At 44.7% G+C, this 25,311-nt stretch carries 28 protein-coding genes; 17 read left to right on the top strand and 11 right to left on the bottom strand.

Annotated features, from left to right (window positions below):
- The 6 genes from MJO46_RS11070 to MJO46_RS11095 all read left to right on the top strand — a co-directional run bounded on the left by MJO46_RS11070 (nt 1) and on the right by MJO46_RS11095 (nt 4,258).
- Nucleotides 1-534, top strand: a complete 534-nt coding sequence (locus MJO46_RS11070) for a hotdog family protein (protein ID WP_253989452.1) — start codon at nt 1-3, stop codon at nt 532-534.
- Between the two features lie 121 nt (nt 535-655).
- Nucleotides 656-1,381, top strand: a complete 726-nt coding sequence (locus tag MJO46_RS11075; RefSeq protein ID WP_253989361.1) for a 3-ketoacyl-ACP reductase FabG2 — start codon at nt 656-658, stop codon at nt 1,379-1,381.
- Entirely contained in the window at nt 1,382-2,641 is a 1,260-nt protein-coding gene (locus tag MJO46_RS11080; protein ID WP_253989362.1) for a beta-ketoacyl-ACP synthase, read from the top strand.
- Nucleotides 2,642-2,672: 31 nt separating this feature from the next.
- Nucleotides 2,673-3,416 (top strand): hypothetical protein, encoded by a 744-nt coding sequence (locus MJO46_RS11085; protein WP_253989363.1) that lies wholly within the window; start codon nt 2,673-2,675, stop codon nt 3,414-3,416.
- Between the two features lie 291 nt (nt 3,417-3,707).
- Nucleotides 3,708-3,950 carry a type II toxin-antitoxin system Phd/YefM family antitoxin gene (locus MJO46_RS11090; RefSeq protein WP_253989364.1) on the top strand — a complete coding sequence of 81 codons (243 nt, stop codon included), beginning with the start codon at nt 3,708-3,710 and terminating at the stop codon, nt 3,948-3,950.
- 8 nt (nt 3,951-3,958) lie between these two features.
- Entirely contained in the window at nt 3,959-4,258 is a 300-nt protein-coding gene (locus tag MJO46_RS11095) for a type II toxin-antitoxin system RelE/ParE family toxin (protein WP_253989365.1), read from the top strand.
- A gap of 142 nt (nt 4,259-4,400) precedes the next feature.
- Here the strand turns inward: MJO46_RS11095 and MJO46_RS11100 are convergent, their stop codons facing one another.
- Together MJO46_RS11100 and MJO46_RS11105 are read right to left on the bottom strand one after the other, a co-directional pair.
- Nucleotides 4,401-4,547, bottom strand: a complete 147-nt coding sequence (locus tag MJO46_RS11100; protein ID WP_253989366.1) for a hypothetical protein — start codon at nt 4,545-4,547, stop codon at nt 4,401-4,403.
- A gap of 238 nt (nt 4,548-4,785) precedes the next feature.
- Complete coding sequence (locus MJO46_RS11105) at nt 4,786-5,172, bottom strand: hypothetical protein (RefSeq protein WP_253989367.1); 387 nt, start codon at nt 5,170-5,172, stop codon at nt 4,786-4,788.
- 189 nt (nt 5,173-5,361) lie between these two features.
- On the opposite strand from MJO46_RS11105, the gene MJO46_RS11110 reads away from it, so the two are divergent.
- The 4 genes from MJO46_RS11110 to MJO46_RS11125 all read left to right on the top strand — a co-directional run bounded on the left by MJO46_RS11110 (nt 5,362) and on the right by MJO46_RS11125 (nt 9,922).
- Nucleotides 5,362-6,462, top strand: coding sequence for an ISAs1 family transposase (locus MJO46_RS11110; protein ID WP_253988702.1), 1,101 nt, complete (start codon nt 5,362-5,364; stop codon nt 6,460-6,462).
- Between the two features lie 657 nt (nt 6,463-7,119).
- Nucleotides 7,120-7,575, top strand: a complete 456-nt coding sequence (locus tag MJO46_RS11115) for a GNAT family N-acetyltransferase (protein ID WP_253989453.1) — start codon at nt 7,120-7,122, stop codon at nt 7,573-7,575.
- A 239-nt stretch (nt 7,576-7,814) separates the two neighbouring features.
- The gene (locus MJO46_RS11120) at nt 7,815-8,411 is read left to right on the top strand and encodes an SCO family protein (protein WP_253989368.1); all 597 of its coding nucleotides are present in this window, start codon (nt 7,815-7,817) and stop codon (nt 8,409-8,411) included.
- An 8-nt stretch (nt 8,412-8,419) separates the two neighbouring features.
- On the top strand, nt 8,420-9,922 hold the full coding sequence (locus MJO46_RS11125; protein ID WP_253989369.1) for a methyl-accepting chemotaxis protein: 1,503 nt from the start codon (nt 8,420-8,422) through the stop codon (nt 9,920-9,922).
- A 44-nt stretch (nt 9,923-9,966) separates the two neighbouring features.
- Here MJO46_RS11125 and MJO46_RS11130 read toward each other — a convergent pair whose 3' ends face one another.
- Complete coding sequence (locus tag MJO46_RS11130; protein WP_253989370.1) at nt 9,967-11,127, bottom strand: benzoate/H(+) symporter BenE family transporter; 1,161 nt, start codon at nt 11,125-11,127, stop codon at nt 9,967-9,969.
- Nucleotides 11,128-11,290: 163 nt separating this feature from the next.
- Between MJO46_RS11130 and MJO46_RS11135 the strand changes: the two genes are divergently transcribed.
- Nucleotides 11,291-11,866, top strand: a complete 576-nt coding sequence (locus tag MJO46_RS11135; RefSeq protein WP_253989371.1) for an XRE family transcriptional regulator — start codon at nt 11,291-11,293, stop codon at nt 11,864-11,866.
- 130 nt (nt 11,867-11,996) lie between these two features.
- Entirely contained in the window at nt 11,997-12,323 is a 327-nt protein-coding gene (locus MJO46_RS11140; RefSeq protein WP_253989372.1) for a rhodanese-like domain-containing protein, read from the top strand.
- Between the two features lie 70 nt (nt 12,324-12,393).
- Here the strand turns inward: MJO46_RS11140 and azoR are convergent, their stop codons facing one another.
- From azoR to MJO46_RS11170, 6 genes are all read right to left on the bottom strand, one after another.
- On the bottom strand, nt 12,394-12,990 hold the full coding sequence (gene azoR / locus MJO46_RS11145) for an FMN-dependent NADH-azoreductase (protein WP_253989373.1): 597 nt from the start codon (nt 12,988-12,990) through the stop codon (nt 12,394-12,396).
- 133 nt (nt 12,991-13,123) lie between these two features.
- A complete protein-coding gene (locus MJO46_RS11150) occupies nt 13,124-13,573 on the bottom strand; it encodes a thioesterase domain-containing protein (protein WP_253989374.1) in 450 nt (149 codons plus the stop codon).
- A gap of 90 nt (nt 13,574-13,663) precedes the next feature.
- The gene (gene dtd / locus MJO46_RS11155) at nt 13,664-14,101 is read right to left on the bottom strand and encodes a D-aminoacyl-tRNA deacylase (protein ID WP_253989375.1); all 438 of its coding nucleotides are present in this window, start codon (nt 14,099-14,101) and stop codon (nt 13,664-13,666) included.
- A 16-nt stretch (nt 14,102-14,117) separates the two neighbouring features.
- A complete protein-coding gene (locus MJO46_RS11160; protein WP_253989376.1) occupies nt 14,118-14,717 on the bottom strand; it encodes a hypothetical protein in 600 nt (199 codons plus the stop codon).
- Nucleotides 14,714-15,670, bottom strand: coding sequence for an alpha/beta fold hydrolase (locus tag MJO46_RS11165; RefSeq protein WP_253989377.1), 957 nt, complete (start codon nt 15,668-15,670; stop codon nt 14,714-14,716). Before MJO46_RS11165 ends, MJO46_RS11160 begins: the two co-directional genes overlap by 4 nt.
- A gap of 182 nt (nt 15,671-15,852) precedes the next feature.
- Complete coding sequence (locus tag MJO46_RS11170) at nt 15,853-16,830, bottom strand: virulence factor BrkB family protein (RefSeq protein ID WP_253989378.1); 978 nt, start codon at nt 16,828-16,830, stop codon at nt 15,853-15,855.
- An 81-nt stretch (nt 16,831-16,911) separates the two neighbouring features.
- Between MJO46_RS11170 and MJO46_RS11175 the strand changes: the two genes are divergently transcribed.
- From MJO46_RS11175 to MJO46_RS11190, 4 genes are all read left to right on the top strand, one after another.
- Nucleotides 16,912-17,133, top strand: a complete 222-nt coding sequence (locus MJO46_RS11175) for a hypothetical protein (protein ID WP_198781351.1) — start codon at nt 16,912-16,914, stop codon at nt 17,131-17,133.
- A 29-nt stretch (nt 17,134-17,162) separates the two neighbouring features.
- Nucleotides 17,163-17,816: a DUF2959 domain-containing protein gene (locus MJO46_RS11180; protein ID WP_253989379.1), complete on the top strand. Its 654-nt coding sequence runs from the start codon at nt 17,163-17,165 to the stop codon at nt 17,814-17,816.
- Between the two features lie 458 nt (nt 17,817-18,274).
- Nucleotides 18,275-19,276, top strand: coding sequence for a sulfotransferase (locus tag MJO46_RS11185; protein ID WP_253989380.1), 1,002 nt, complete (start codon nt 18,275-18,277; stop codon nt 19,274-19,276).
- 25 nt (nt 19,277-19,301) lie between these two features.
- On the top strand, nt 19,302-20,369 hold the full coding sequence (locus MJO46_RS11190) for an aspartyl/asparaginyl beta-hydroxylase domain-containing protein (protein ID WP_253989381.1): 1,068 nt from the start codon (nt 19,302-19,304) through the stop codon (nt 20,367-20,369).
- Nucleotides 20,370-20,676: 307 nt separating this feature from the next.
- Here the strand turns inward: MJO46_RS11190 and MJO46_RS11195 are convergent, their stop codons facing one another.
- Nucleotides 20,677-21,777 (bottom strand): ISAs1 family transposase, encoded by a 1,101-nt coding sequence (locus tag MJO46_RS11195; protein ID WP_253988702.1) that lies wholly within the window; start codon nt 21,775-21,777, stop codon nt 20,677-20,679.
- A gap of 171 nt (nt 21,778-21,948) precedes the next feature.
- On the bottom strand, nt 21,949-23,526 hold the full coding sequence (locus tag MJO46_RS11200) for a tetratricopeptide repeat-containing sulfotransferase family protein (RefSeq protein WP_253989382.1): 1,578 nt from the start codon (nt 23,524-23,526) through the stop codon (nt 21,949-21,951).
- A gap of 475 nt (nt 23,527-24,001) precedes the next feature.
- On the opposite strand from MJO46_RS11200, the gene MJO46_RS11205 reads away from it, so the two are divergent.
- Nucleotides 24,002-25,216, top strand: coding sequence for a 4Fe-4S binding protein (locus tag MJO46_RS11205; protein ID WP_253989383.1), 1,215 nt, complete (start codon nt 24,002-24,004; stop codon nt 25,214-25,216).
- The last annotated feature ends 95 nt before the right edge of the window (nt 25,217-25,311 follow it).

Raw genomic sequence — 25,311 nt, forward strand, 5'->3', positions numbered from 1 at the left:
ATGCCCTTTATTCAATGCAATAAACCCTTTGCCGAACAGGATATTGCGGATTTTATTCCCCATAGGGCTCCGATGATTTTGCTCGATAAAGTCATTGGCTATCGCCGTGATAACCTAGAAACCGAAGTCACTATCACAACCCAGAGCCCTTATTTCGATGATAAACATCGAGCCGTGCCAAACTATGTGGGTATCGAATATATGGCCCAAAGTATTGCCGCCCTCGCTGGGGTTGAGGCAAAGCTTCGCAATGATAAAATCCGCGTGGGTTTTCTACTGGGCTCGCGTAAATTAGCACTCCATGCCAAGCAATATGAGCTCGGGCGTACCTATCGCACCCAAGTCAGCCGCCTCTATCAAGAGGAATCGGGATTAGCGGTATTCGATTGTCAGATTTATCTGTTGCCCGAAGCTGGAAGCGATCAAGAAAAAATCTTAGTGGCCGAGGCCAATGTGAATGTGTTCCAACCCCAAGACACACAAGCCTACTTTGCGGGTAATCAAGACGCGGCCAATAGAAGCCTTGGGCACTGACACTAACGCAAATCAGCCTGTAGATAAAAAGCGTTAAAGCGCCTTAACAAGCGACCTTTTTACCATAAATACATGCAGCCCCATACCGACGCATAACGATAAAATGGGGTGGAGAAAACAGATGAATAACAGAGTATTAGTCACAGGTTCGAGCCGCGGCATTGGCAAAGCCATCGCCCTAAAACTCGCGCAAGCAGGCTTTGATATCGCCCTGCATTACCACAGCAACCAAACGGCAGCCGATGAGACTGCCGCGCAAATCCACGCGCTTGGGGTGAATGTGAGCCTGCTGAAATTTGATGTTGCCGAACGCGCAACCGTTAAAGCCGCCATCGAAGCCGACATCGAGGCCAATGGCGCCTATTACGGCGTGATCCTCAATGCAGGCATCAACCGCGACACCGCCTTTCCCGCCATGACAGAAAACGAATGGGACAGCGTGATCCACACTAACTTGGACGGCTTTTATAATGTCATCCACCCCTGTGTGATGCCTATGGTACAAGGCCGAAAAGGCGGTCGTATCATCACCTTAGCTTCGGTATCTGGGATTGCGGGTAACCGTGGCCAAGTGAATTACAGCGCCTCCAAAGCAGGCATTATCGGCGCGACTAAGGCACTGTCATTAGAGCTGGCAAAACGCAAAATTACCGTCAACTGTATCGCCCCGGGCTTGATTGAAACCGACATGGTAGCCGATATTCCTAAAGATATGGTGGAGCAATTAGTGCCGATGCGCCGCATGGGTAAACCCGATGAAATCGCAGCCTTAGCCGCATTTTTAATGTCTGACGATGCCGCCTATATCACCCGCCAAGTGATATCGGTCAATGGAGGCATGATCTAAATGAGCGAGCCGACAAACCAAACCCGCTTGGGTAGACGAGTGGTCGTCACTGGCATTGGCGGCATTACTGCCCTAGGCCATGATTGGCCAACCATTGCAGCAAGCCTTAAGGCGCAGAAAAACTGCGTCGTCACTATGGGCGAATGGGATAAATACGATGGCCTCAACACCCGTTTAGCCGCGCCCATTACGGACTTTGACGTGCCAAGCCACTATTCGCGCAAGAAAATTCGCTCCATGGGCCGAGTGTCTATTATGGCGACCCGCGCCAGTGAACTGGCATTAATCGATGCGGGGTTATTAGACGATCCTATCGTATCCTCGGGTGAAATGGGCATCGCCTATGGTTCATCCACGGGCAGTACCGATCCTATTGCCGCCTTTGGCGAGATGCTGAAAACCGGCGATATGTCGGGCGTTACTGCCACGAGTTATATCCGTATGATGGCGCACACCACAGCAGTAAACGTGGGAGTATTTTTCGGCTTAAAGGGACGGATTCACACTACTAGCAGCGCCTGCACCTCGGGTAGCCAAGGCATAGGTTACGCCTATGAAGCCATCAAATACGGTCAGCAAACCTTAATGTTGGCGGGCGGCGGTGAAGAACTCTGCCCTACCGAGGCTGTAGTGTTTGACACCTTATTTGCCACTAGCACTAAAAACTCCACACCTGAACTCACGCCGCGCCCATTCGATGCGAGCCGTGATGGTCTAGTGATTGGCGAAGGCGCTTGTACGCTGGTGCTCGAAGAGCTAGAACACGCCAAGGCGCGGGGCGCAAAAATTTATGCTGAGTTAGTCGGTTTTGGCACTAATTCGGACGGCCTGCATGTAACCCAACCGAACGCGCAGACCATGGAAGTCGCCATCAGATTAGCGCTTAAGGATGCGCAGCTTGAGCCTAGCTCCATAGGTTATGTGAATGCCCACGGCACAGCGACCGACCGCGGTGATATTGCCGAAAGCCACGCGACCCATGCAGTTTTTGGTGTTGGTATGCCGATTTCATCCCTTAAAAGCTACACGGGCCACACCTTAGGCGCCTGCGGTGCGTTAGAGGCTTGGGTGAGTATTGAGATGATGAATGCGGGCTGGTTTGCGCCAACACTCAATCTTGAGAATATCGACCCAGAATGCGCCGATTTGGACTATATCCGCAGTGAGCCGCGCCCAATCGATACAGATTATGTGATGAGTAATAATTTCGCCTTTGGCGGCATTAATACCTCGCTGATTTTTAAACGCTGGAAAGATTAACAGTAGATACAAACTCTATAAGGACATACCCATGAAACCACTATTTGCAGCTATTTTGCTTAGCATAAGCCTTTTCAGTTCACCCACATTTGCCCAAGATTACACCGTTGAAACCTATCAAGAAATTTTCAAGGGTGATAATCAATCCCAGCAAAAGCAAGCCATTGAGTCACTGATCCTCGCAGGTCTATCCGACCCTGTTATTTACGACACGCTGGAAGCAAAACTCATAGAATCACTGCCTTTAGCGACAGAAAATAATGCTATCGATTACAGCGCTTGGTTAGTCAAAGGACTAGGTTATTCAGGTAATGAAAAATACAGTGGGACAATGAATAATATTGTTCAGGGTAACTATCACAAAAAGCTCAAAAAATACGCTAATCAAGCCTTAGAAAACCTAGATAAATACCGCAAATGGAACGCCATATTAGGGGATAAGAGCCAATATGTCGCAGACCAAAGCCCACGAAATAATGCCTTTGCCAATGCACTTCGCTGTGATGATTTAGAACTTATACGTATCGCAGCCAAAAGAATCATGGATGATCGCAACTATGATGAATTTATCCTCACCACTCTCAGTAATGAATTGAAAACGCCGCGCTTACTGGCCGATGACAAACTCGCCATAGATACCTATGCCAATATGGCCAAAGCCCTAGCTAGTTCAGGGAATACCACTTATCGCGATGTGATTGAAAATATGGCAACCACAAGTTCGAACAAAAAACTCAAAAACTACGCCGAGAGCTATTTGAAGAAGTACTACTAAACCTGCCCGTTTTACGTTTAATCGAGCAAATCATGGCCGAGCTTATCCTCGGCCATTTTTATATCCGCTTGCATAATGTTGAGTATGGGAAGGAAAAATTTATAGCGGGTGTCTTAGAGAACTCCCCGCAGAATGCCACACAACGCGGTTGACCTTGTAGCCTGTGCCTTTTACTGGCGATAAAAATTTATGACCCGCTTGTTTTCGAAAAGATCGCACGATTTAATCGTTTTGAGCGTTTCACACAATACACTATACTGACACTGTATTTCCAAATAAGAGGGCTTAATCGTGCAAACATTAACAGCCAATGACGCCAAACGAAATTTCGGTGAGTTACTGCTAAACGCTCAACGCGAACCCATCAAGATCAGCAAAAACAGTAAAGATGCGGTTGTCGTGATGTCTATCCACGACTTCGAACAGCTTGAGGCGATGAAATCGGATTACCTTAAACACTGCTTCAATTCTGCTAAAGAAGACTTAGCGCAAGGTAATGTCGTTGATGGCGAAGATTTTCTTAACGCCCTGTAGCAACTTACATGAAAAATAAACGCTATAAACTGAGTAAGTTAGCTCAAACTCACTTACTAAAGATTAAAGACTACACCCTTCAACACTTTTCTGAGTCGCAGTGGCACAAATACAAACAAAGCCTAATATCCGGCTTGCAAATGTTAGCCGATAACCCCGAATTAGGCAGAAGCTGCGACGATATTTACCCCAACGGATTCTACTTTCCTATTGGTAAACACACCGCCTACTTCACAAAAGAAGACGACTTCATCCTCATCGTTGCCCTGTTAGGCCAACCACAACTACCCCAAAATCATCTGAAGTAGCCTCACCCCTGATCGTTTACTGGTACACCCGCACAGGCTTGCCATGGCACTCACTTACCGACTCAGTGAAAGAAACCTAGAGGATCTAAGTTGATAAAAGAGGGTAACGGAAGGCGAAGAAACAGTTAAACATAGATATTGTTCAGAGTGAGGCCAACCATGGTACTGGCTCGACGACACGCAGCAAGTCCATCCCTGGATGCTCGACCGCCCCGTCCATGGGGCGGATGGTCGTCTCGCCAATCACCATGGTTTGCCTTTCGAGCATCTGTGTAACTTCTAAGTTCAAAAGACTAAAGCTAACATTTAACGATGGCAGGTTAAGCCAAATATTTTAGAAAACTAACAATAGAAACCCTGTCAAACATGAGTAGCTATAAGCAATTGGTTTTAAAGTTAAAATATAAAAGTAGTCATCATTACTTGTATGACGAAGATGGTGATGACGTTAAATTCGATGTTGAGAAACGGTGTGCCATGGTATGCACTAAAAGCGATGAATTTGCTATGGACGCCATAGTATCTTGTTAGCCATTTTCACTCGGATATAACCAACAAATTGACTCTTCAATGATTTCAAGCATTCTAAAATTCAAAGCAGTTTTGTACTCTAAAATCGGATTATCAACTGTGTTTTTATCTATTAAGTGCTGCTTATCAATTGAAACCTCTGGATTTTCACCATAGTTCTCTGCCAACAGCCTAATTTTATCGGTGAGAACTAACCACTGCATCGTATGCTTAGGTGATAAAGCTACGACTAATGGCAATACATGTCTAAAATCGTCTAATCGAGTAAAAGAAGTATTCATCGCTTGCAACAACGGTAAATATTTTGAGTTGTTTTTTCTAAACGTAACTAGAGAACTCTCTAGCCATAGTTTTTCCAGTACCGATTTATCTACGTGAGGCAAAGCGGTCTCATGTCCATAAATGTGACAGTTCTTATAAGAATGAAGAACCGAAGCAATTAGTGAGTTTAGAACAGTAAAAATTTCCCTCTCTTTACGTGACCCAGGGCGGGATCATACTTTGTTAACAGTAGGGAACTTCTTCGTATCTGCATGATCTGATCGGGCATGTTATTCTACTGAGCCTAATCCATGTCCTTATTTGAACACTTGAAACTCATCGAAGACCCTCGCTCTCACATCAATCTAAACCATGATTTAGTTGATATTATTTTTCTCGTTTTAGCCGCTATCGCTTCAGGTTGCGATGGCTGGCAAGCTATCGAAGAATTCGGCAAAGAGAATCTATCTTGGCTGCGTAAACATCGAAATTTTGATAACGGGATCCCTACTCGACATTCTATTGCTCGGATCATTAAAGTCATCGATAGCGAAATACTGGTGTTGACACTCTTTAGTTGGGTTAATCGCGTAAGAGAAGCATCATCTAAGCCTTTGATCGCTATCGATGGAAAAACCTTGCGGGGTGCTGTTAATCAGCATGGCGCTAAAAATGCGCTTCACCTCATCTCGGCCTTTGATACAGAACAAGGAATTGTGCTGTATCAGCAAGATACACAGACCAAAGGTAACGAAATCGCAACGGTTCAAGCGCTGTTGCACATGTTAGACATTAAAGATGCTGTTGTAACCTTTGATGCACTTCACTGCCAGCGGGAAACGCTTCAACAAATCATCAAAGCTAAAGGCGACTATGTTGTTCAGGTCAAAGGCAATCAACCTCTACTTAGGCAGGCCATAGAAATGCAGTTCCAACCTCACTGGGATAACGACGGCGTCGACATATTGAGTATCGAAGAGGATGACAAGGGGCATGGCCGTAAGGAGCGTCGCATGACGTTTCAAGTCCCAGCAAAGCTGCCGCAGGCGCTCGCGAAAAAGTGGCCATCAGCCAAGTCGCTCATAGCAGTTGAACGTCAACGAACACATAAAGGTGTTACAACCATTAATACGGATTATTACTTAAGTTCCTTACCTTTAGACGTCGAACTTGCAGCCAAAGCGGTGCGTCAGCATTGGCACATCGAGAACCAGCAACACTGGGTGCTTGACGTAACATTTAGGGAAGACTGTTCAAGAATTGGTGACCGTGAAAACGCGAAGAAGATGGCGTTATTTCGTCGTATCGTGCTGAACCTTTTAGAGCAACATCCGCTAAAAGCCAGCAAACCAACCAAGATGAGAAAGGCTGCATGGAATGGCGATTTTAGGAGCGAGATTTTCTTTGGTTAAGAGATTTAACAAAGCTTAATCCCGCCCTGTTACGTGACCTAGGAATGAAATCTATGAACACATAAAAAATATAAGCAGAAATAAGACCAATTAGTAAGCCAGAAAATATATTCTTCGTTGCATCAGAAATTAAAACATCTTCAAGACCACTTCCTATAAAAAATGGAAATATAGGAAACCTAATTTCAACAATACATAGCACAATAAATGCTAATAATGTCGATATCAATAAAGGTCTTTCTCTGCGATCTTTTAACAAATTCAATATGGTAAAACTCCGATATTTATAGAACTGCTTTACCAAGACGTCTCATTAACCCCCACAAAAAAAAAGGAATTAAACATCTAGGGCTAAATTATTTGAACATGGTAGTAAGTTATCACCGTTATTGCATCACGTTCAAGCGTTTGCAACACAAGAGAACCGAGAAGATAACCAAACTTTTTACTGCAAAAAATTAACGATAAAATCGAGCAAAATAAGGCAATCTAAAACTCCTCAGAGATGACTTCGCTAATGGCTTAAGATTTGCTTATCCACCACGGCGCAATTGCAAAAAGATAACAACGCGATGCCGCCATTATGGATAAGCCACAATAATAGGGAGCACCCGATCTGCCATGAGAGCCACCATGAGACTCACCATGAAAGCCACGATGAAAATCACCTTAGATGACCTTAAAGGGCCAGAGATAGCGGCATTACTGCAAGAACACCTCGAGGATATGCGAGCAACCTCTCCGCCTGAAAGCGTTCACGCATTAGATCTTGATGGCCTGCGTCAGCCCAATATTCGTTTTTGGACCCTATGGGATGGTAATAATTTAGCGGGCTGCGGTGCACTAAAATGGTTAGATGCCGAGCATGCGGAGATCAAATCCATGCGCACCGCCGCGCCCTATAAACAGCAAGGCATAGCTTCTAAAATATTGCAGCACTTAATTAACGATGCCAAAGCCGCAGGCGTCAAACGTCTGAGTCTAGAAACAGGTTCGATGGACTTCTTCAACCCTGCCCGCCTGCTCTACTGCAAATTTGGCTTCGAAAGCTGCGGCCCCTTTGCCGATTATCGACTCGACCCCAATAGCGTGTTTATGACCAAAAAAATCTAAGTTTAAGCAGTGGTAAACGGTACGAAAGCCGTTTACCATGCGCAGCGCCAATCTTCGCATCTATAACGTTAACTTAAAATGATCCCATTCAAGCCTTTCAACCTACCGTTGCTGCCCCAAACAAATCACTCGCGTGGTTAAGGCAAGATAGCCGACGGCGACTATAGTTCTAACTAATGCAATGGAATTGCTAATTGACCTAATCATTTACATTTCAAATGTATTAAATTAAAAAGTATATGAAAAAAACCAGCACATTCATTAGCACAGTGCTAATTGTGGCCGTGACTTTACTAATCCTCCCCGCCATTGCTTATCTAAACCAAGCGATATCGGGAAGCTATGGCATTGAAACCCATCAAGACTCCGAAATTGATTTTACTTGGCAGGATATTCACGGTAAAACGCACCAATTTAGTGACTGGACTAAGGGACCAAGCTATCTGTTTCTTGGCTTTTTGAGTTGCTCACAAATTTGCCCTGTTCGCATACATCAAGTGCGTTCACTAATGGAACAACTCACTGAAAATGAAAGAACAAACATTCGTTTTCTGTTTGTCTCTATCGATCCTCAAAATGACCTGCCAACCCTCAGAGCACAAATGATCGATAATCAATCGGCACAATTTTTCAGTGCCGAGCTAACTCCTGAACGACTCGAGACGCTACAGCGGCAACTGGCTGAAGTATCGAGCCAAACGAGCGATATCAATCAACATACTGGCAATCTTTATTTAGTTTCACCCACGGGAAAGCTTAAACAAACCTATACTCAACAGCAGCTTATTACCGAGCGACTGCTCACCGATCTCAATACTATGATGTCTTCAAATTAGGCAGAAAAATGAATCACTCACAGAACACTTCAATAACGGCAAAAAATGATCAGACCTTATATCGTCTGCTGCTCGCCCAAGCACCAATACTCCTCGTTAGTGGGTTTGTTGGAGCACAGATGACAAGCTTTGCCATTATGGCCGCGATCGCTGTACTGCTCATCACCCAAATAAGTTACAGCCTATTAAAAGCAACACCTATGTTTGCCAGTGTTGCCGCCGTTATCATGATGACGGTTTCAGCCCTCCTCATTCAGACCCAAATGGGGATGATTGAAATGCACTTTCATATTTTCTCCACTATGGCGATTTTCTTGATTTATCAACGTTGGGAGCCAATAGTCGCGGCGCTACTGACGGTTGCGATACACCATGTACTGTTCACTTATATGCAACTGCAGAGTGTAGAAATCAATCAGGTTGCCATCATGCTTTTTGTTGGCAAGTGTTCTTGGGATATCACCTTTGTGCATGCCCTGTTTGCCGCCGCTGAAGCTGGAATTCTGATCTTACTCGCCTCAATGATGCGCGTCGAATCCTCGGCAAATCAGCGTATTGCGGATGCGATTGAACAGATCTCTGAGTTTAAAGATATTTCGATTAGGCTCGTGCCCGCCAAAAATCATGCCGAAATGGCGTTTAATACTATGCTCGAAGAACTCACCCAAGTGTTTTCCGATTACCGTGAAATTGCTGTTGATATGGCAAAAACCACTAACTACCTAAAACAGCTGAGTGATGAAACCCAACATACTGTGCATGCGCAAAATCGACAGGCTCAACAAATCTCCGATACGGCGCAAAGTGTGATTCAGCAGATCAGCCAAGCCGCGACCGATAGCCACGACTCGGCGCAAAGTGCACGCCAAGCGGCGAACTCCAGTAATGAAGACCGAAAAAGCGCACTCAATATCATGGAAGATATGAAGAAACTGGAAAAAAATACCACAGAAGTGACGCTGTTCTTAGCCGAGTTAACCTCGGATGTCAGTGCCATCACTAAGCTACTCGAAGCGATCCGGAGCATCTCGGAGCAAACGAATCTGCTCGCACTCAATGCGGCTATTGAAGCCGCACGAGCAGGAGAAAGCGGCCGTGGCTTTGCCGTAGTTGCCGATGAAGTCAGAGCCTTAGCCCAACGCACTGGCCGCTCAACCGATGATATCGCCACGGTCTTAACTCACCTCAACACCAGTATGATTAAGACTGTCGACTCAATGAACTTAAGCAAACAAAGCACAGCTGAAAACCTGAAGCAAACGAGTGAAATCGCTAATGGTCTCGCCCAACGATCGGAACAGATCACCCATGTTGCCGTATCGAGTGAAAGCGTGGCACACACCACCCAATCCCAGAGCCAAGTGCTTGCTCACATTGGGGAGGACATTATCGATAATGCCCATGCGATCAATAAGTTGACAGATAAAGTACAGGAGCTCTCATCGGGAACGCTCGCATTAAGTCAAATCGCTACCGCCTATCAAACTAAGGCGGCAGCCTACAAAATCTGATCTTTTAGTCATAGATGCTAAACACCAAAACACACGCCCTTTCACTAGCGTGTTTTGGTTTGCCAAGCATGGATAATAAACCCAAGCAACAGTCCCCAAAATGCGCTGCCGATACCCAGCACGCTAAAACCTGATGCCGTGACCAAGAAAGTGATCACAGCTACCTCGCGATCTTCGGTTTTAGCTAAGGCGGCGGTCAGGCTATTAGCGATAGTGCCGAGCAGCGCTAATCCGGCGATGGCCAGTACTAATTCCTTAGGGAAAGCGGAAAACAGGCCGACCACAGTGGCGCCGAGTAACCCAGTGATAAAGTAAAACACCCCGCCCCACACTGCCGCCCAGTAGCGGGTCGTAGGATTCGGGTCTGCTTCTTTACCCATACAAATCGCCGCAGTGATGGCGGATAAGTTAAAGGCAAAACCACCAAAGGGCGCGAGAATGACCCCGATGAATCCTGTAGTCGTGATCAAAGGCGAGATGGGCGGCCTGTAGCCATTACCGTGCAGCGCAGCGACACCCGGCATATTTTGCGATGCCATAGTCACTACAAACAGCGGTAATGCTACGCCAATCACACTCGCCAGCGAAAACTCAGGCGTGGTCCATACCGGCATCGCCAGTTGCAACTGAACGGCATCTAACTTGAGCAAATCTAATTGAAAGCTCATGCCTATGCCCACCAGCAAGGTCAGCAAGATGATGTAACGCGGCGCAAAAGGCTTAACCACGACAAACACCAACAGCATGATTAATATGAGGCTCAGCTGGGTTTGCATCGCCTGAAATAGCCCTAGGCCAAATTGCAGTAAAATCCCCGCCAACATAGCGGAAGCGACTGACTGCGGCATGATGCGGATAAGCTTATCCATCCAGCCCGCCACCCCGCAAAGGGTGATTAACATCGAACTCACCAGAAACGCGCCTATGGCTTGGTTGACGCTCAATCCAGCTAAGCTGGTCACCATCAGCGCAGCGCCCGGTGTCGACCAAGCCGTTAGAATAGGATTCTTATAGTAAAGCGATAACCCTATGCTGGTCACGCCCATGCCCACACCTAAAGCCCACAGCCATGAACTGATCTGTGCCGGTGTCGCCCCCACAGCCTCCGCTGCTTGAAAGATGATCACAGCCGAGCTGCTATAACCCACTAATACCGCAATAAATCCCGCTGATATTTTTGATAAACTCCCTGCATCTCGCCACATATCCACTCCCTTTCTCTGCAATTGCTGTCGCCATGACTTTGTGCGCTATCACTTATCAAATGAACAAAATAGCCTTCGTGCGCTATAACGTACGAGATGGACAAGATAGCACCTGTGCGTTATAACGTACAAACTAAATTTTCATAAAAATGATGGGGCCATTGTGCAGACGATAAACAGCTATCTTGCCACCACGCTCAAAGCACTTCGCAACCAAAAGGGATGGAGTTTAGATAAAGCCGCCCAAGAGACGGGCGTCAGCAAGGCCATGATAGGACAAATCGAGCGCGGTGAATCAAGCCCAACCATTGCAACGCTGTGGAAAATTGCCAGTGGATTCAATATCTCGCTTTCGACCTTTCTCGAACCCACGCCCCAGAGCCAAGGAGCCGTATTCCGTAAACCCGATGAGTTACGCCAACAACCCGCCACCGACGGCATGTTAGTCGCGTCGCTATTTCCCTTCGAGCCGCGCTTTGGTTTTGAGATGTTTGAACTCACGCTACTGCCGCACTATGAGCGCCTTTCTGAGCCCCATGAAACGGGAGTGACCGAGCATGTGATTGTCTTGAGCGGCACTATGGAAGTATTAGTGGATGGGCAGTGGCAAAAGCTCAAGCAAGGTGAAGCGGTACGATTTGCGGCCGACAAACCCCATGGCTATCGAAATCTCAACGAGCAAGCCGTGGTATTCCACGACATCATTCACTATCAACGAGGCAACGCCTCTAGCTTCTAGCTTCTAGCTGCTAATCTAGCGCCAGTAATACTAAAAACCAAAGCATTCACTGCCGATAATCTCTGCACTTGCACTCACCAATTCATTAGAATAAACTTATTGAAATTTTTCTAATGGCAGGAGCTAGGCTATGTTTCAATCTTTACTGGCAAAATTATCCGGCAGCCACTCGGGCGAGAAATGCTGGCAATTGATTGAACAAGGTGCGCAGGTGATAGATGTGCGTTCGCCGGAGGAATTTGCCTCGGGGCATCTTCCCCAAGCCATTAATGTACCGCTGCCAACGCTCAACCAATGGTTGCACCAAGTCGAAAACAAACAGCATCCCTTTGTGCTTTACTGCGGCGCAGGGATTCGCGCCCAAAAGGGTTGCGATATTCTCAAAGCCAATGGTTTTGAATACGTTATCAATGGCGGCTCACTCAACGATCTTGTTTGCTGCCAGCCAAACCGATAGCGAGCAACTCCGCTAACAAGTATAAAAATGCCAGCATCTTAGCTGGCATTTTTGTTGAACGCTTTAAATATTAAGCCGTTAATAAATCGATGCTTTCTTTCGCTTCGCGAATGCCCTTTTGATTGGCTTCAGGCCCCATATTCAATGCTTCAGCGTAAATCACTTCAACTTCGGTAATACCAATAAAGGCCAAGAAAGTTTTTAAATAAGGCACTATATGGTCCGTTGGGCTGTTTTTATGGGCGCCGCCACGGGTAGTGATCAATACCACACGCTTACCTTCTACTAATCCCTTTGGACCATTTTCGGTATAGGTGAAAGTCACGCCGGCACGGGCCACAAAGTCGATCCAGTTTTTAAGTTGGGTAGGAATGTTGAAGTTATACATAGGCGCGGTGATCACAATAGTGTCGTTCGCTTTTAGTTCTTCCACTAAGGCGTTAGAAAGATCGAGCATCTCTTGCTGGCGTGGAGTTAAATCGGCACCGCCACGCAAACCAGAAGCAATTTCACCATCAACCATAGGCAACACATCTTTACCGCCTAAGTCGCGAACCGTGATAGTCGCGTCTTGGTCTTCCCATTTACCGATCAGGTGGTCAACTAATAAGGCAGATTGTGAATAACCGCCAAGAATACTGGATTTTAACACTAAGACTTTAGACATAATCTGCTCCGACAATAATTAACGACTGAGAGTCAGATGAATGTTCTCGACTCTATGGCGCTAGTTTATTAGCCCATAAAAAAGAAAAAAAGCGGATAAAATTTGAGATTACATTCTATTTTTTAGAAAGGTTTTACGCTTTCGGGGTGCTAACGTAGAGGCCCTCAAAGACAGCGCAGAGTTTAGCCTCACAAAAGAGTTGAACTTCAAGCCTCACTTTCACTCTTCTTCCCCGCTGCAATGGGCTCAAATTGGTATCGGGCCATTGCACTGTTACCACAGGGTCACAGGTCACGGGAGCGAGATAACGGATATGGGCATCGGCTAATACTATATCGCCCTCCACACCGAGCATTTGCTGTTGCAACCACACCATACCCCAGCCCGTCAGTGTCATTAGGGTATAAATACTGCCAGCGAACATGGTTTGATGCAGGTTAATATTAGGCGCTATAGGTGCTGTGGTAGAAAACTCACCCGCGGAAAAATTGAGCGGCCTTATCTGCATAAACTCGCTGACGGGGATAGTGCTATGCCATGTTTGGCGCAATTTAGTCAGTAATTCATCCATATATTCTTCCATTACAGCCACTTCCCCATTCAATATGCTTTGCCCATAGATTAAGGGGATTAAATATTAGCCTTAACTTACAGCATCTTAGTTAACCTATAATTATACCTGCAAGTTAAAGGTCACAGGGCCATCATTCACTAGTTCAACTTTCATATCGGCACCAAACTGCCCTGTTTCGGTTACTACTCCCTTGGCTCGACAAAAGGCGACAAACTCTTCATACAAGCCTAAGGCTTGCTCAGGTGTGCCCGCGCCGGAGAAGCTCGGCCTAAGGCCCCGGCCCGTGTCGGCGGCCAAGGTAAACTGCGACACGACTAACAAAGATCCACCGACTTGTTCTAAGTTGAGGTTCATCTTGCCATTTTCATCGCTAAACACGCGATAGCTCATCACCTTAGTCGCCAGTTTTTCCATTTTCTCCCGGGTATCTTCACGTTCGACACCAAGAAGGACTAATAAGCCTTTATCGATTGCGCCTATGGTTTGGTTATCGACAACCACGCTGGCGCGGCTCACTCTTTGAATTAGGGCGATCACTGGGTTTCCTTTTAGATTAAGATTTATCAGGCTGAATGAGTGGAATGGGGCGAATATATTGGTCTATACCTTCGGGGAGAGACATAGCAATTTGTGTTAGACCCGAGTTAGTCCACAGCATAAAGCGGCGCAGCTCCTCGATCTCAACACTGTCGGCGAAGGTGACTACGCCCTGGACTTGGATAACGGCGCCCTGCTCGAGCAAAATAAATTTAGCAAAATTAAGCTTGGCGTTAAGCTCGCCTATTATTGCGGGTAATTCTTGGCTGGCCTGTAATTGTGGGTGCACCGCATAGAAACGGTTCATTAAAATACGATCGATGCCCGCGGCATTCATGCTCGGCTCCAGCATAAACTGGTTATCACCGAATTGGACTGCCACCTTATCCGATGCCACCTTGGTCGCCAAATAATTTGCATTGAGTAACGTATAATACAAGGCATCTGCGGCCAAATCATTGCTCAGTCCCGCCAAGCGTACAATCTTAGGCGCCACTGGCGCATGCTCTTCAAGCTGTTTAGTTTCAATGGGTTGAGTCGGCACTGCCAATGCCGAAGGCGCAGCACTGCAGGCACTTAATCCCAAAACACCTATTATGATAAATAATGATTTCATGCTAACTCCTGTCGGTTTATCCACGACCACATGGCCTGGATTTCGAGTGTGACGGCCAGAGATAAAATCTCACTATTGAGCGAATGTCCTCCCTCGACAATAGTGCGAATTTCGATGTTCTGCTCTCCCACCTCGGCCACAAACTCATTTAAGAGCATAGCGGGACACACCGCATCCTGCGTACCTTGTAATAGCAGAGTACGCGCTGTGACCTTAGATGTCACCCGTTGCAACATACTGAGCGTATTGAAGTAATTATTTATCGCATAGTGTAACTCAATTTTCGCGAGGGCTAATAACTCAGGGGATAAGCGTTGGGGCAATACACTCTTTGCGCCCGCGAGCGTGAGTTCCCAGTGGATCCAACGGCGTGCAAACTGATGGCGCACCGCTTTATCGGCGGCATAAAACCCCTGCCGATAGTGCTCAAAAATAGGCTGCTCTTGCGAGGCATTATCACAAAAATCCCGATAAGCTTGGGGATGCAAGCGGGCGGCACCGGAGCCACCATAGAGCCATTCAATCCCTGCCGCAGATGGGATAAAGAGCGCCCATAGCACCTGCGCTATAACCCTTTGGGGAAACAAGCCGCTGTAAATGAGGGCGAGTGTGGCGCCAAATGAGCCACCAGCTAAACACCAACGTTCAATATTTAGGGCAATTCGAATGGTTTCGATATCACGGATAAGCCCATTGAGGTGATTATGGTGTAACTCACCCGCAGGCAAAGATTGCCCTGCACCACGTTGATCTAACAATAAAATCCAATAATGATCGCCATTAAATAAAGCGAGTTCGCTGGTATCGACTCCCGCACCAGGGCCACCGTGTAGATATAGCAAAGGGATCCCATGGGGATCCCCATATTGCGCTAAATGCAGCCGTTGGCCACTGCCTACATCAAGCCAGTCACGGCGAATAAAAGGCGGAAAAGCGTGGGAGTTATGGGTCATAGCCTAAATAAATGTTCCTAATTATGCTATATCGCAGGGTATCGCACGCAGGCACGCCATGAACTCTTCCCTGAGGGCTCCACCGCGCCATCCATGGCGCAGAGGGCCTGCTTACCGATACCTTGCTCGCCCTATAAAGTGGTTTACAATTCAAAACGGCTATTTAGTCTGTACCACTGAGATCATTCTGGTTTTACGCCAGTTATGTCACTAATTTGCTGTTTATTCAGTGTAGTAGAATCTGTTTCATTGACCTGTTCCGTGCCTGCTAAAGGTTGACCATCTAGATTGGTCTCCTTCACATCCGAACTCGATTCATAATCCAAATATTCGGGCATAGCCGCGGTAATTTCAGCGCCGAGTAACACTATCATCCACGATAAATACACCCATACAAACACGATAGGAATCGTGGCCAAGGCGCCATAAATGGCCTCATAACTTGGAAATTGAGTCACATACAAGGCAAAGGCTTTTTTACCTAATTCGAATAGCAGCGCCGCCACTATCGCACCTAAGAGTGCGTGCAAAAACTTCACCTTCTGATTAGGCACCACCATATACAACAGCAAAAATGCCGCCACGGAAAACAACATAGGTAGACGCTCAATAAAAACAGGCACCATCCCCGACAGGGCCTGATCTTCAAAAACTTTTAAGGATACGACATAGGAAGTCGCCACCAAACTCGCGCCCACCAATACTGGGCCTAAGGTGATCACCATCCAATACATGGAAAATGCGACCACCACGGAGCGCTTCTCTTTGGTGCGCCAGATATTATTGAGGGACTTATCAATCGCGGAAATCAACATAATCGCCACAACCACAAGCGCCGCAATACCAACTGCCGTTCCCTTCGATGCATTGCCAACAAATTCATTGATATAGACTTGCACTGTATCGCCGGCGGCGGGCAAAAAGTTTTCGTAAACAAAACTTTCTATCTGGCCACGAATGCCCTTAAATACCGGAAAGGCCGATAACATAGACATAGTCACTGCGACCAGAGGCACGAGTGACAATAGCGTGACATAGGCTAAGTGTCCGGCACGGATATTGATTTGATCCTCGACTAATCTTTGTCTTAAATGCAGCAGGAAGTGCCAGATCCCGAGGAATAGGACGCGAATTTGTGCCAGTTCTATCTTCTTAGTCACGGGTTTCTCTTGATTCTGTTGGTATAGACTCGTTATCTTCGTACAATAAACACTTAATTTACAAGTCTAAGGAGTGAATTGATGTCGCAACAAGGATCCGCTGGCAATGTTATCGCCGCTATCGCCAGTCTATTTTTTCCAGGATTAGGCCAACTGCTGCAGGGCAGAATCATGGCAGCACTGCTATTTTTTGTAATTACTGTGGTCGGTTATGCCCTCTGGTGGTTGATTGTTCCCGCCGTAATAGGGGCGATTTTTCATCTGTGGAGCATTATTGATGCGGCGCGGTTTAAGGCCGATTAATGTCATTTCACTCAGCAACGGAACCCCCAATGAAAAGATTGATGACCTCTAGCCTGATTGCCATAAGCCTTTTACTCACGGGCTGTCAAACGGCCTATTACGGCGCGATGGAAAAAGTCGGTTACCATAAACGCGACATTATGGTCGACAGAGTTAAAGACGCTAAAGAATCCCAAGAGGACGCCCAAAAGGAGTTCAGTTCGGCCCTCGAAGAGATGCAAGCGCTACTGAACCACGATGGCGGCAGCCTCGAAAAGGCTTACAATAAGGCCAAAGATGAGTACGAATCGGCCCAAAGCGCTGCCGATAATGTCAGCAACCGCATTAATAAAGTGGAAGATGTCGCCGAAGCTTTGTTTGATGAGTGGCAAGCCGAAATCGGCGAGATCAGCAAAGCTAACCTGCGTAGGAATAGCGAAACTAAACTGAAGGAAACCCGCCGTGCCTATCAGCAACTGATAAAAAGTATGCGCCGCGCCGAATCAAAAATGCCGCCTATCCTCACCGCCATGAAAGACAATATGCTGTATTTAAAGCATAACTTGAACGCCCAAGCCATTGGCGCGATCAAAGGTGAATTTGCGAGTCTACAAACGGATATCTCGGGCCTTATCCAAGAGATGAATAAGTCGATCAACGAGTCGAACAAGTTTATCGAAGCCCTAGAGAGCTCAAAGGGTTAACAAAGCCTGTAAATAGGTAAACTCGATGTTGAGTTTAAGTTTGTGCTTTGCGGAAATATTAAGCGAGTCAATTTGCTATAACTGTTTGAAATGATACATCTCAACTTATCACCTATAGTACATTTGTTTTTATTATCAAACAGTTAAAATACACCCTATAAGTCGGAGCATAAGAATTTAGGTATATTTCTCGTCATAACAGACTAAAAACAATAATGTATGAGATTGCTCGTCTTTAAACGGGAACAGTTAGAATTCAAATCTAATAGCTCGTACAGGCTAATAAACACCCAAGAAATCGAATATAATAGATTAGAAACAACAATACTAATGCAGATATAAGATTAAAAACCAATACATCTTGGGCACAAAAATGTTACCGAGTGGTGTATTTTGAAGTCAAAACCGTCTTCCTGTATGCTGTGTTTAAATTAATTTGTTAATGCAGAGTAACACGATTGGATACTTGTTTTGAGCGCCCCATAATTATCTTGTCGGCTCCACGCTCTGGCAGCACCTTGCTCTTTGAGGTCCTGTCACAAAACACCTTTTTATGTACAATCGGTGGTGAAAGCCATGCCGTCATTGAAACTATCCCTGAACTAAATGTAGCAATACGAGGATTCCGTTCGAATGCGCTTACTAAAGAGGATGCCACACCTGATATCATTCATCTGTTGAGAAAGGGATTTGCTTCAAAATTGCGTAAAGCCGATGGTACTCAGGTTTCTTTGCCCCATCATTCACCTATACGATTTTTAGAAAAAACTCCTAAAAATAGTTTACGTGTCGACTTTCTAAACAGTGTATTTCCTGATGCATTATTTATTTATTTAGTCAGAGATCCTAAGGAAAATATCAGCAGCATTATGGAAGCATGGCGGTCCAATCGATTTGTCACGTATCCGCAATTGCCAGGATTTGGGGATTGGTCTTTATTACTTCCAGATAATTGGGCACGACAAAGAGGTAACACACTGCAGGAAATCGCTGCTTTTCAATGGCAGCAGGCAAACGATGCGATCATGAGCAGTTTATTAAAACTACCTAAGTCTCGTTGGCATATACTCACTTACCGTGATTTAGTGGCAACACCTAGCAAGCAACTCGCTGCTCTTTGTCAATTTTGCGATATCCCTTTTGATAACTTATTCCAGCAGATTTGTGATACTCATTTACCCTATTCTCGATATACAGTTTCTCCTCCAGCTCCCAATAAATGGCAGAGTAATGCGGCAGCAATACAACAGGTTTTTCCTAAAATTGAATCGACACTAGACCTTATAAATAAGTTATTAATCGAACAATTCATTGAGCCGTTGTCTAAGGAAAGGGTTATTCTAAAAACAAATCAAGATAGTGTTACTCAGAAAGATTTGTATAAAGGCATGAGTCGAAACGCACTTTGCCCATGCAAGTCAGGAAAACGTTATAAGTATTGCCATGGCGCATTAATTTAGCCCGTCAGATGAAGAGTTAACAATAATGAAACTTAAGCGTGAATTTTATCAACTCCCATTACAATTTGATTTAGAAAAAATGCAGCAAGAGATCGCACAATTTGCTGATTCTGAATGGGTGCCACATCATGAAAATTTTAAAGGAAACTCAGCTATACCTTTAATATCTGTCAATGGTGAATTTAATAATGACTTTAAGGGTATTATGCTGCCAACTTCGGCATTACTCAGATGTGAATATCTGCAACAAGTAATCGCTTCATTTGGCGAGGTGGTTGGCCGAACTCGATTGATGAAACTTGATGCTGGATGCGAAGTCCCATTACATTCAGATATCAATTATCACTGGTATAAACGTGTCAGAGTACATATTCCCATAACTACCACCGACACTGTTATTTTCCAGTGTGCTAACAAACGTATACATATGGCTGCTGGTGATTGTTGGATTTTTGACTCATGGGAATTCCACAAAGTTGAAAATAACAGTAACCAATCCCGTGTCCATTTAGTGATTGATTTTGCTGGTTCAAGCCGTTTTTGGGATATGATCGAAAATATCCCCGAAGATGGTTCGACATCTCGTAAACTCCTTAATTATCAGCCTAAAAAACGGATTGAACTTCGTACAGAAAAAAACAATTACCAAATAATAATGTCTCCTGGTGAAGTTGAATTATTAGTGAATGATTTAATAACCGATGTACAGTCTTGCAACCAAAGTTCTGAATCAACAAAAGCACAATTTGCTAAACTATTAAAGCATTTTGTATCTGATTGGCGTGAATTATGGTTTTTATATGGTGAGGATAAAACTGGCTGGCCTTTATTTCATCAATTACGAAATGAAGTACTGAAACAAGCAAGCCAGTTTGATAAAAATATTTTTATCAAAAATGGCACTTCAGCTGTAAAAATTTTAGCGCAGCTGATAATAGGTCCATCAATGAATGTAGAATTAGCGCTGCCAACCACTAGTGTTATTAAGTCCATAAATAAAAATGAATCGAAAACAATAGGATTAACTCGAAATAGTCCATGCCATTGTGGCTCTGGTGAAAAATATAAAAATTGCCATGGAAAGATAAGTTAATCTTACATCAATAAAATACTGACTACTTAGTAATGCTGCCTCTCTAAGAGGGCAGCATTTTTTCAAACAATTGAAATACTTTTAATTCAATGCTTCGTGAATATCCCCATACAACCCCAAAAAATAATCGATTGAATTATATTAATTTAATGATGTGAGGAGCCATTTAACACTTTATACGTTTGCAAATAGGTAAAATTTCGCTGGTGATTAAATATGACAGTGTCGGCACGAATTTTCGAATCACACCATAAACAACAAGTAGAGCTAATCCACCCCAGGGCGGGATTAAGCTTTGTTAAATCTCTTAACCAAAGAAAATCTCGCTCCTAAAATCGCCATTCCATGCAGCCTTTCTCATCTTGGTTGGTTTGCTGGCTTTTAGCGGATGTTGCTCTAAAAGGTTCAGCACGATACGACGAAATAACGCCATCTTCTTCGCGTTTTCACGGTCACCAATTCTTGAACAGTCTTCCCTAAATGTTACGTCAAGCACCCAGTGTTGCTGGTTCTCGATGTGCCAATGCTGACGCACCGCTTTGGCTGCAAGTTCGACGTCTAAAGGTAAGGAACTTAAGTAATAATCCGTATTAATGGTTGTAACACCTTTATGTGTTCGTTGACGTTCAACTGCTATGAGCGACTTGGCTGATGGCCACTTTTTCGCGAGCGCCTGCGGCAGCTTTGCTGGGACTTGAAACGTCATGCGACGCTCCTTACGGCCATGCCCCTTGTCATCCTCTTCGATACTCAATATGTCGACGCCGTCGTTATCCCAGTGAGGTTGGAACTGCATTTCTATGGCCTGCCTAAGTAGAGGTTGATTGCCTTTGACCTGAACAACATAGTCGCCTTTAGCTTTGATGATTTGTTGAAGCGTTTCCCGCTGGCAGTGAAGTGCATCAAAGGTTACAACAGCATCTTTAATGTCTAACATGTGCAACAGCGCTTGAACCGTTGCGATTTCGTTACCTTTGGTCTGTGTATCTTGCTGATACAGCACAATTCCTTGTTCTGTATCAAAGGCCGAGATGAGGTGAAGCGCATTTTTAGCGCCATGCTGATTAACAGCACCCCGCAAGGTTTTTCCATCGATAGCGATCAAAGGCTTAGATGATGCTTCTCTTACGCGATTAACCCAACTAAAGAGTGTCAACACCAGTATTTCGCTATCGATGACTTTAATGATCCGAGCAATAGAATGTCGAGTAGGGATCCCGTTATCAAAATTTCGATGTTTACGCAGCCAAGATAGATTCTCTTTGCCGAATTCTTCGATAGCTTGCCAGCCATCGCAACCTGAAGCGATAGCGGCTAAAACGAGAAAAATAATATCAACTAAATCATGGTTTAGATTGATGTGAGAGCGAGGGTCTTCGATGAGTTTCAAGTGTTCAAATAAGGACATGGATTAGGCTCAGTAGAATAACATGCCCGATCAGATCATGCAGATACGAAGAAGTTCCCTACTGTTAACAAAGTATGATCCCGCCCTGTAATCCACCCCAAGAAGATAAACAAGCTCTCCGAGACAATCCATAACTCTATTCTAAATAATAGCTATCTTGACCGTTTTGGGTTAAATTTTTGCACTTAACAAACATTTTTTAACTTTAGCATTGATCTCCTCAAAATCGAGATAGTCTTGTGCCATAAATGGTTGATATTTTTCGCATTGCCCTATAGCTTTAGTATTCATGGGCTGTCTAACTTGACTTGCACTAGGTGTCAAAACAGGTCGCGTAGACTGATAAAAATTTAGACAATCAACTTCAAATTCTACACCACAGTAAGCAAGCAACTTAGGAATTTGATCGTCAGGCTGAGTAACTAGTCTTTCGAAGCAGAGATGATATATTTCTTGCGGAAATAGACGATCCCAATGCTCCATCAGCTCGAGATAATTTTCCCAATACACTTTGATATTATCTAATGAGTAGGAATAATTGTGACCAACACTGAAGTATTGTTTAAATACACTGAGGGCATTATCCGTCGTATGCCGAATGACATTTATAATTTTTGCCTGAGGGAAAAGTGTTTTGATCAAACCGATATGAAGGAAATTATTGGGATTTTTATCAATAAAATAATAAGGAACCTCTGTAAAATACTGAGCAGATTCTTGTAAATATTGCTGTTGATACTGATTTATTTGCTGTTGATTAAAATTTTCCAGTTGTTTAGCGTAGCCACCTGCTTGTTCAAGGGTTAATGCTATTCTCTCTATATAAGGTAGCTCATCAGTTGCACCAATTAAACTATGGCTCGCAAGAATCTGTTCGACTAATGTTGTCCCTGAACGGGGCATACCAACAATGAAAATGGGAATAGAACCCCCATCAACTGCCATACGTGGAGTCAAGTTTGTATGGAGTAGAGATTGTACAGTGTTAACAAACAAGGCTTTTTTAAATGGTTTTAGTGGCACCAAAAGATTGTTAGCCCTAACCATAGCATCAAATGCTAGCTTATTATCACCTGACTGCTCATAGATCCGATTCAGTGTATACAGTAATAATGCAAGGCTTGCATCTGACTGCGATGGAGTATTTATGGCAGTAATGACTTCAATTTTATCCGTTTCTGAAAACGTATAATTTTTTAAATCTGCTAACCCCCAAAATCCGGCAGCTTTCTTTTCTGGTTTTTCTGCAATAAATTCATGGTAATAAAATGCAGCAAGTTGTGTATTACCTGTCGCTTTGTAAATATGGCCTAAATTCAATTTTACAGCGGCATTATCATAATTATTTTTAACACAATAGTTTAATTCTTCGGTTGCCAAGACCATGTTTCCAGTTTGTAGTGCCGCCATACCGAGTTTAAAGTGTAGCTCGAGATCGTCTGGAGTGATTTTGATAAGGCAATTGATAATATCAATTTGTTCAAAATAGCGTTGCCGAACTTCTAACAAATGTAATTTACTTCTAAGTGCACTCACCGAACTGGGATCCAGTATTAAAATAGCGTCGAATTTAATTTCAGCATCCTTGAAATCATTCGCTTCAAGCGCAAGTTGCGCCAAAATTAATAATGCATCTAGATTTTGAGGTTGAAGGCGAATCACTTTTCGCGCATACCTGCTCGCAGATGAAAATTGTCGTGCAGCGAAACAAGCCTTGGCATCTTTTAAATATTGTTCTTCTTGGCTCAAGTGACACCCCTTGTCTTGTTAAAAAATGTTTATCATTAAGAGATTCCAATGTTAATACCAACAGTATAAACAAGTTTACCTTTAGCCTAAAGCTTTCACGGACTTAAAATTTATGCCGCAGATTTCACGGAAAGCTCAATAAGGGGGGACTCACCATAGACTAGGATATCACCTCTAGTTTATTAGTTTTACAGACAAGAGGTTGTTGCTGTATAAATAACACTCAAAAATATATCGATAGCCAAAAAGCGAGTTCCATTTAACAGGTCTATGATAAAGCGACTAGTTTCACCCTCCCTGCATTCTCTGTTTCTTTTGTGCAAGGCTAAGATATTTGGCTTTGTGAGCTAAGGCGCGCTTTAGTGTGACCATTCAATAAATCTTGGATCTACCGCACAAATTCACTTTAGGCTCAAAAACTTATCCCGCAAAGTGAGCTCAGACTGAATACGTGTATTCTATTTGCAGTATTAACATGACCTTTATTGAATCCCTTACCCTAATGCTAGCCCTGATGTACATCGCTTCCCTTAGCTACTGGAGCGGTAAAAAGTGGGGGGCGCTGGCCACTTTACTACTGAGTTTCGCAGCAGTGGCAATTAGCCTCTACTGGCCCTTGGCACTCGCCCTGATAATTGCCCTGCCACTCAGCCTAATTGCCCATAAGTTAGCGCCGGTGGAGTTTAAAGCTGATATAAAAATTAATACCCTACGCGAAGGCTGCCAGCATCTGCTCGCGCTTTCACTCTTTTTAGTCGCGATCCAATACAGCATCAACGTCATACAGCTTAAGCAAGGGGTAACACCTTGGTTAATGCGTCCCGATGTGGGCGATGCTTTCTTACCCATAGCAGGTGGTATTGAATTAAAAGCCATTATTAGCCTGAACTTATGGGATCAAACCCACCCCGCAGCAGCGGTTATGCTCGCAGCAGTATTACTCACGGGTTTACTCTGCAAGCGCGCTTTTTGCGGCTGGGCCTGCCCTTTAGGCCTTGCTGGGGAATATTTATATGCCCTAAGAAAGCGCTTTATCAAGGCAGAATTAGCCCCACCAGCCTGGCTAGATTGGCCACTGCGCATGCTTAAATATCTGTTACTCCTCGCACTTTGTTATATTGTTATCGGCATGCCGAGCGAGTCCATTCCCTATTATCTGCAGGGCAATTATCACAAGATTGCCGACTTGAAGATGGCGTTATTCTTTGTCACCCCAGGACTCATTACCTTAGCCTGCTTTGCTCTTATCCTCACCTTAGCAGCATGGCGACGCCAAGGGTTTTGCCGCTATTTGTGCCCCTACGGCGCCATGCTCGGGTTGTTAAGTTTCGCCAGTCCACTTAAAATCCGCCGCAATACCCAGCACTGCCTGATCGAAGCGAAAGGGATGAAGTGCGACAAATGCACCCGCGCCTGTCCCGCGAATATTATTGTGCACACCCAAACCACGGTTCGCAGCGATGAATGCCAAGCCTGTATGCGCTGTGTTGCTGCCTGCCCTAAATCTGCCGCGCTAGGTTTAGGCCTTAAATCTGGCCACAGAGTTAGCCATAAAGGGTTGTTAGTCTTGTTATTACTCGCGCTATTTGCCCTGCCACTGATCAGTTATTTAGGTGGATTCTGGCATAGCCAAACACCGGACAGTATTCGAATAGAACTTATTCAAGTAATTGATAGAGTTGGCCATTAGTGTAGAGAAGCATCGCTATTTGCGCCTATAAACCTAGGCTTAGGGCGGTTGAGCAGGCCAACAGGGGGGAAATGGGATAAGAGCTTTTATCTCTC

The sequence above is a fragment of the Shewanella sp. KJ2020 genome, assembly GCF_024197625.1.
GTDB lineage: Bacteria > Pseudomonadota > Gammaproteobacteria > Enterobacterales > Shewanellaceae > Shewanella.

What these genes read in the sequence shown, in the direction of transcription:
- MJO46_RS11110 (WP_253988702.1), top strand. Translation starts at nt 5,362, where the DNA reads ATGTCCTTATTTGAACACTTGAAACTCATCGAAGACCCTCGCTCTCAC.
- MJO46_RS11150 (WP_253989374.1), bottom strand. Translation starts at nt 13,573, where the DNA reads ATGGAAGAATATATGGATGAATTACTGACTAAATTGCGCCAAACATGG.
- MJO46_RS11160 (WP_253989376.1), bottom strand. Translation starts at nt 14,717, where the DNA reads ATGAAATCATTATTTATCATAATAGGTGTTTTGGGATTAAGTGCCTGC.
- MJO46_RS11080 (WP_253989362.1), top strand. Translation starts at nt 1,382, where the DNA reads ATGAGCGAGCCGACAAACCAAACCCGCTTGGGTAGACGAGTGGTCGTC.
- MJO46_RS11120 (WP_253989368.1), top strand. Translation starts at nt 7,815, where the DNA reads ATGAAAAAAACCAGCACATTCATTAGCACAGTGCTAATTGTGGCCGTG.
- MJO46_RS11070 (WP_253989452.1), top strand. Translation starts at nt 1, where the DNA reads ATGCCCTTTATTCAATGCAATAAACCCTTTGCCGAACAGGATATTGCG.
- azoR (WP_253989373.1), bottom strand. Translation starts at nt 12,990, where the DNA reads ATGTCTAAAGTCTTAGTGTTAAAATCCAGTATTCTTGGCGGTTATTCA.
- MJO46_RS11115 (WP_253989453.1), top strand. Translation starts at nt 7,120, where the DNA reads ATGAAAATCACCTTAGATGACCTTAAAGGGCCAGAGATAGCGGCATTA.
- MJO46_RS11195 (WP_253988702.1), bottom strand. Translation starts at nt 21,777, where the DNA reads ATGTCCTTATTTGAACACTTGAAACTCATCGAAGACCCTCGCTCTCAC.
- MJO46_RS11095 (WP_253989365.1), top strand. Translation starts at nt 3,959, where the DNA reads ATGAAAAATAAACGCTATAAACTGAGTAAGTTAGCTCAAACTCACTTA.
- MJO46_RS11140 (WP_253989372.1), top strand. Translation starts at nt 11,997, where the DNA reads ATGTTTCAATCTTTACTGGCAAAATTATCCGGCAGCCACTCGGGCGAG.
- MJO46_RS11075 (WP_253989361.1), top strand. Translation starts at nt 656, where the DNA reads ATGAATAACAGAGTATTAGTCACAGGTTCGAGCCGCGGCATTGGCAAA.
- MJO46_RS11180 (WP_253989379.1), top strand. Translation starts at nt 17,163, where the DNA reads ATGAAAAGATTGATGACCTCTAGCCTGATTGCCATAAGCCTTTTACTC.
- MJO46_RS11085 (WP_253989363.1), top strand. Translation starts at nt 2,673, where the DNA reads ATGAAACCACTATTTGCAGCTATTTTGCTTAGCATAAGCCTTTTCAGT.
- MJO46_RS11205 (WP_253989383.1), top strand. Translation starts at nt 24,002, where the DNA reads ATGACCTTTATTGAATCCCTTACCCTAATGCTAGCCCTGATGTACATC.
- MJO46_RS11190 (WP_253989381.1), top strand. Translation starts at nt 19,302, where the DNA reads ATGAAACTTAAGCGTGAATTTTATCAACTCCCATTACAATTTGATTTA.
- MJO46_RS11130 (WP_253989370.1), bottom strand. Translation starts at nt 11,127, where the DNA reads ATGTGGCGAGATGCAGGGAGTTTATCAAAAATATCAGCGGGATTTATT.
- MJO46_RS11125 (WP_253989369.1), top strand. Translation starts at nt 8,420, where the DNA reads ATGAATCACTCACAGAACACTTCAATAACGGCAAAAAATGATCAGACC.
- MJO46_RS11165 (WP_253989377.1), bottom strand. Translation starts at nt 15,670, where the DNA reads ATGACCCATAACTCCCACGCTTTTCCGCCTTTTATTCGCCGTGACTGG.
- MJO46_RS11175 (WP_198781351.1), top strand. Translation starts at nt 16,912, where the DNA reads ATGTCGCAACAAGGATCCGCTGGCAATGTTATCGCCGCTATCGCCAGT.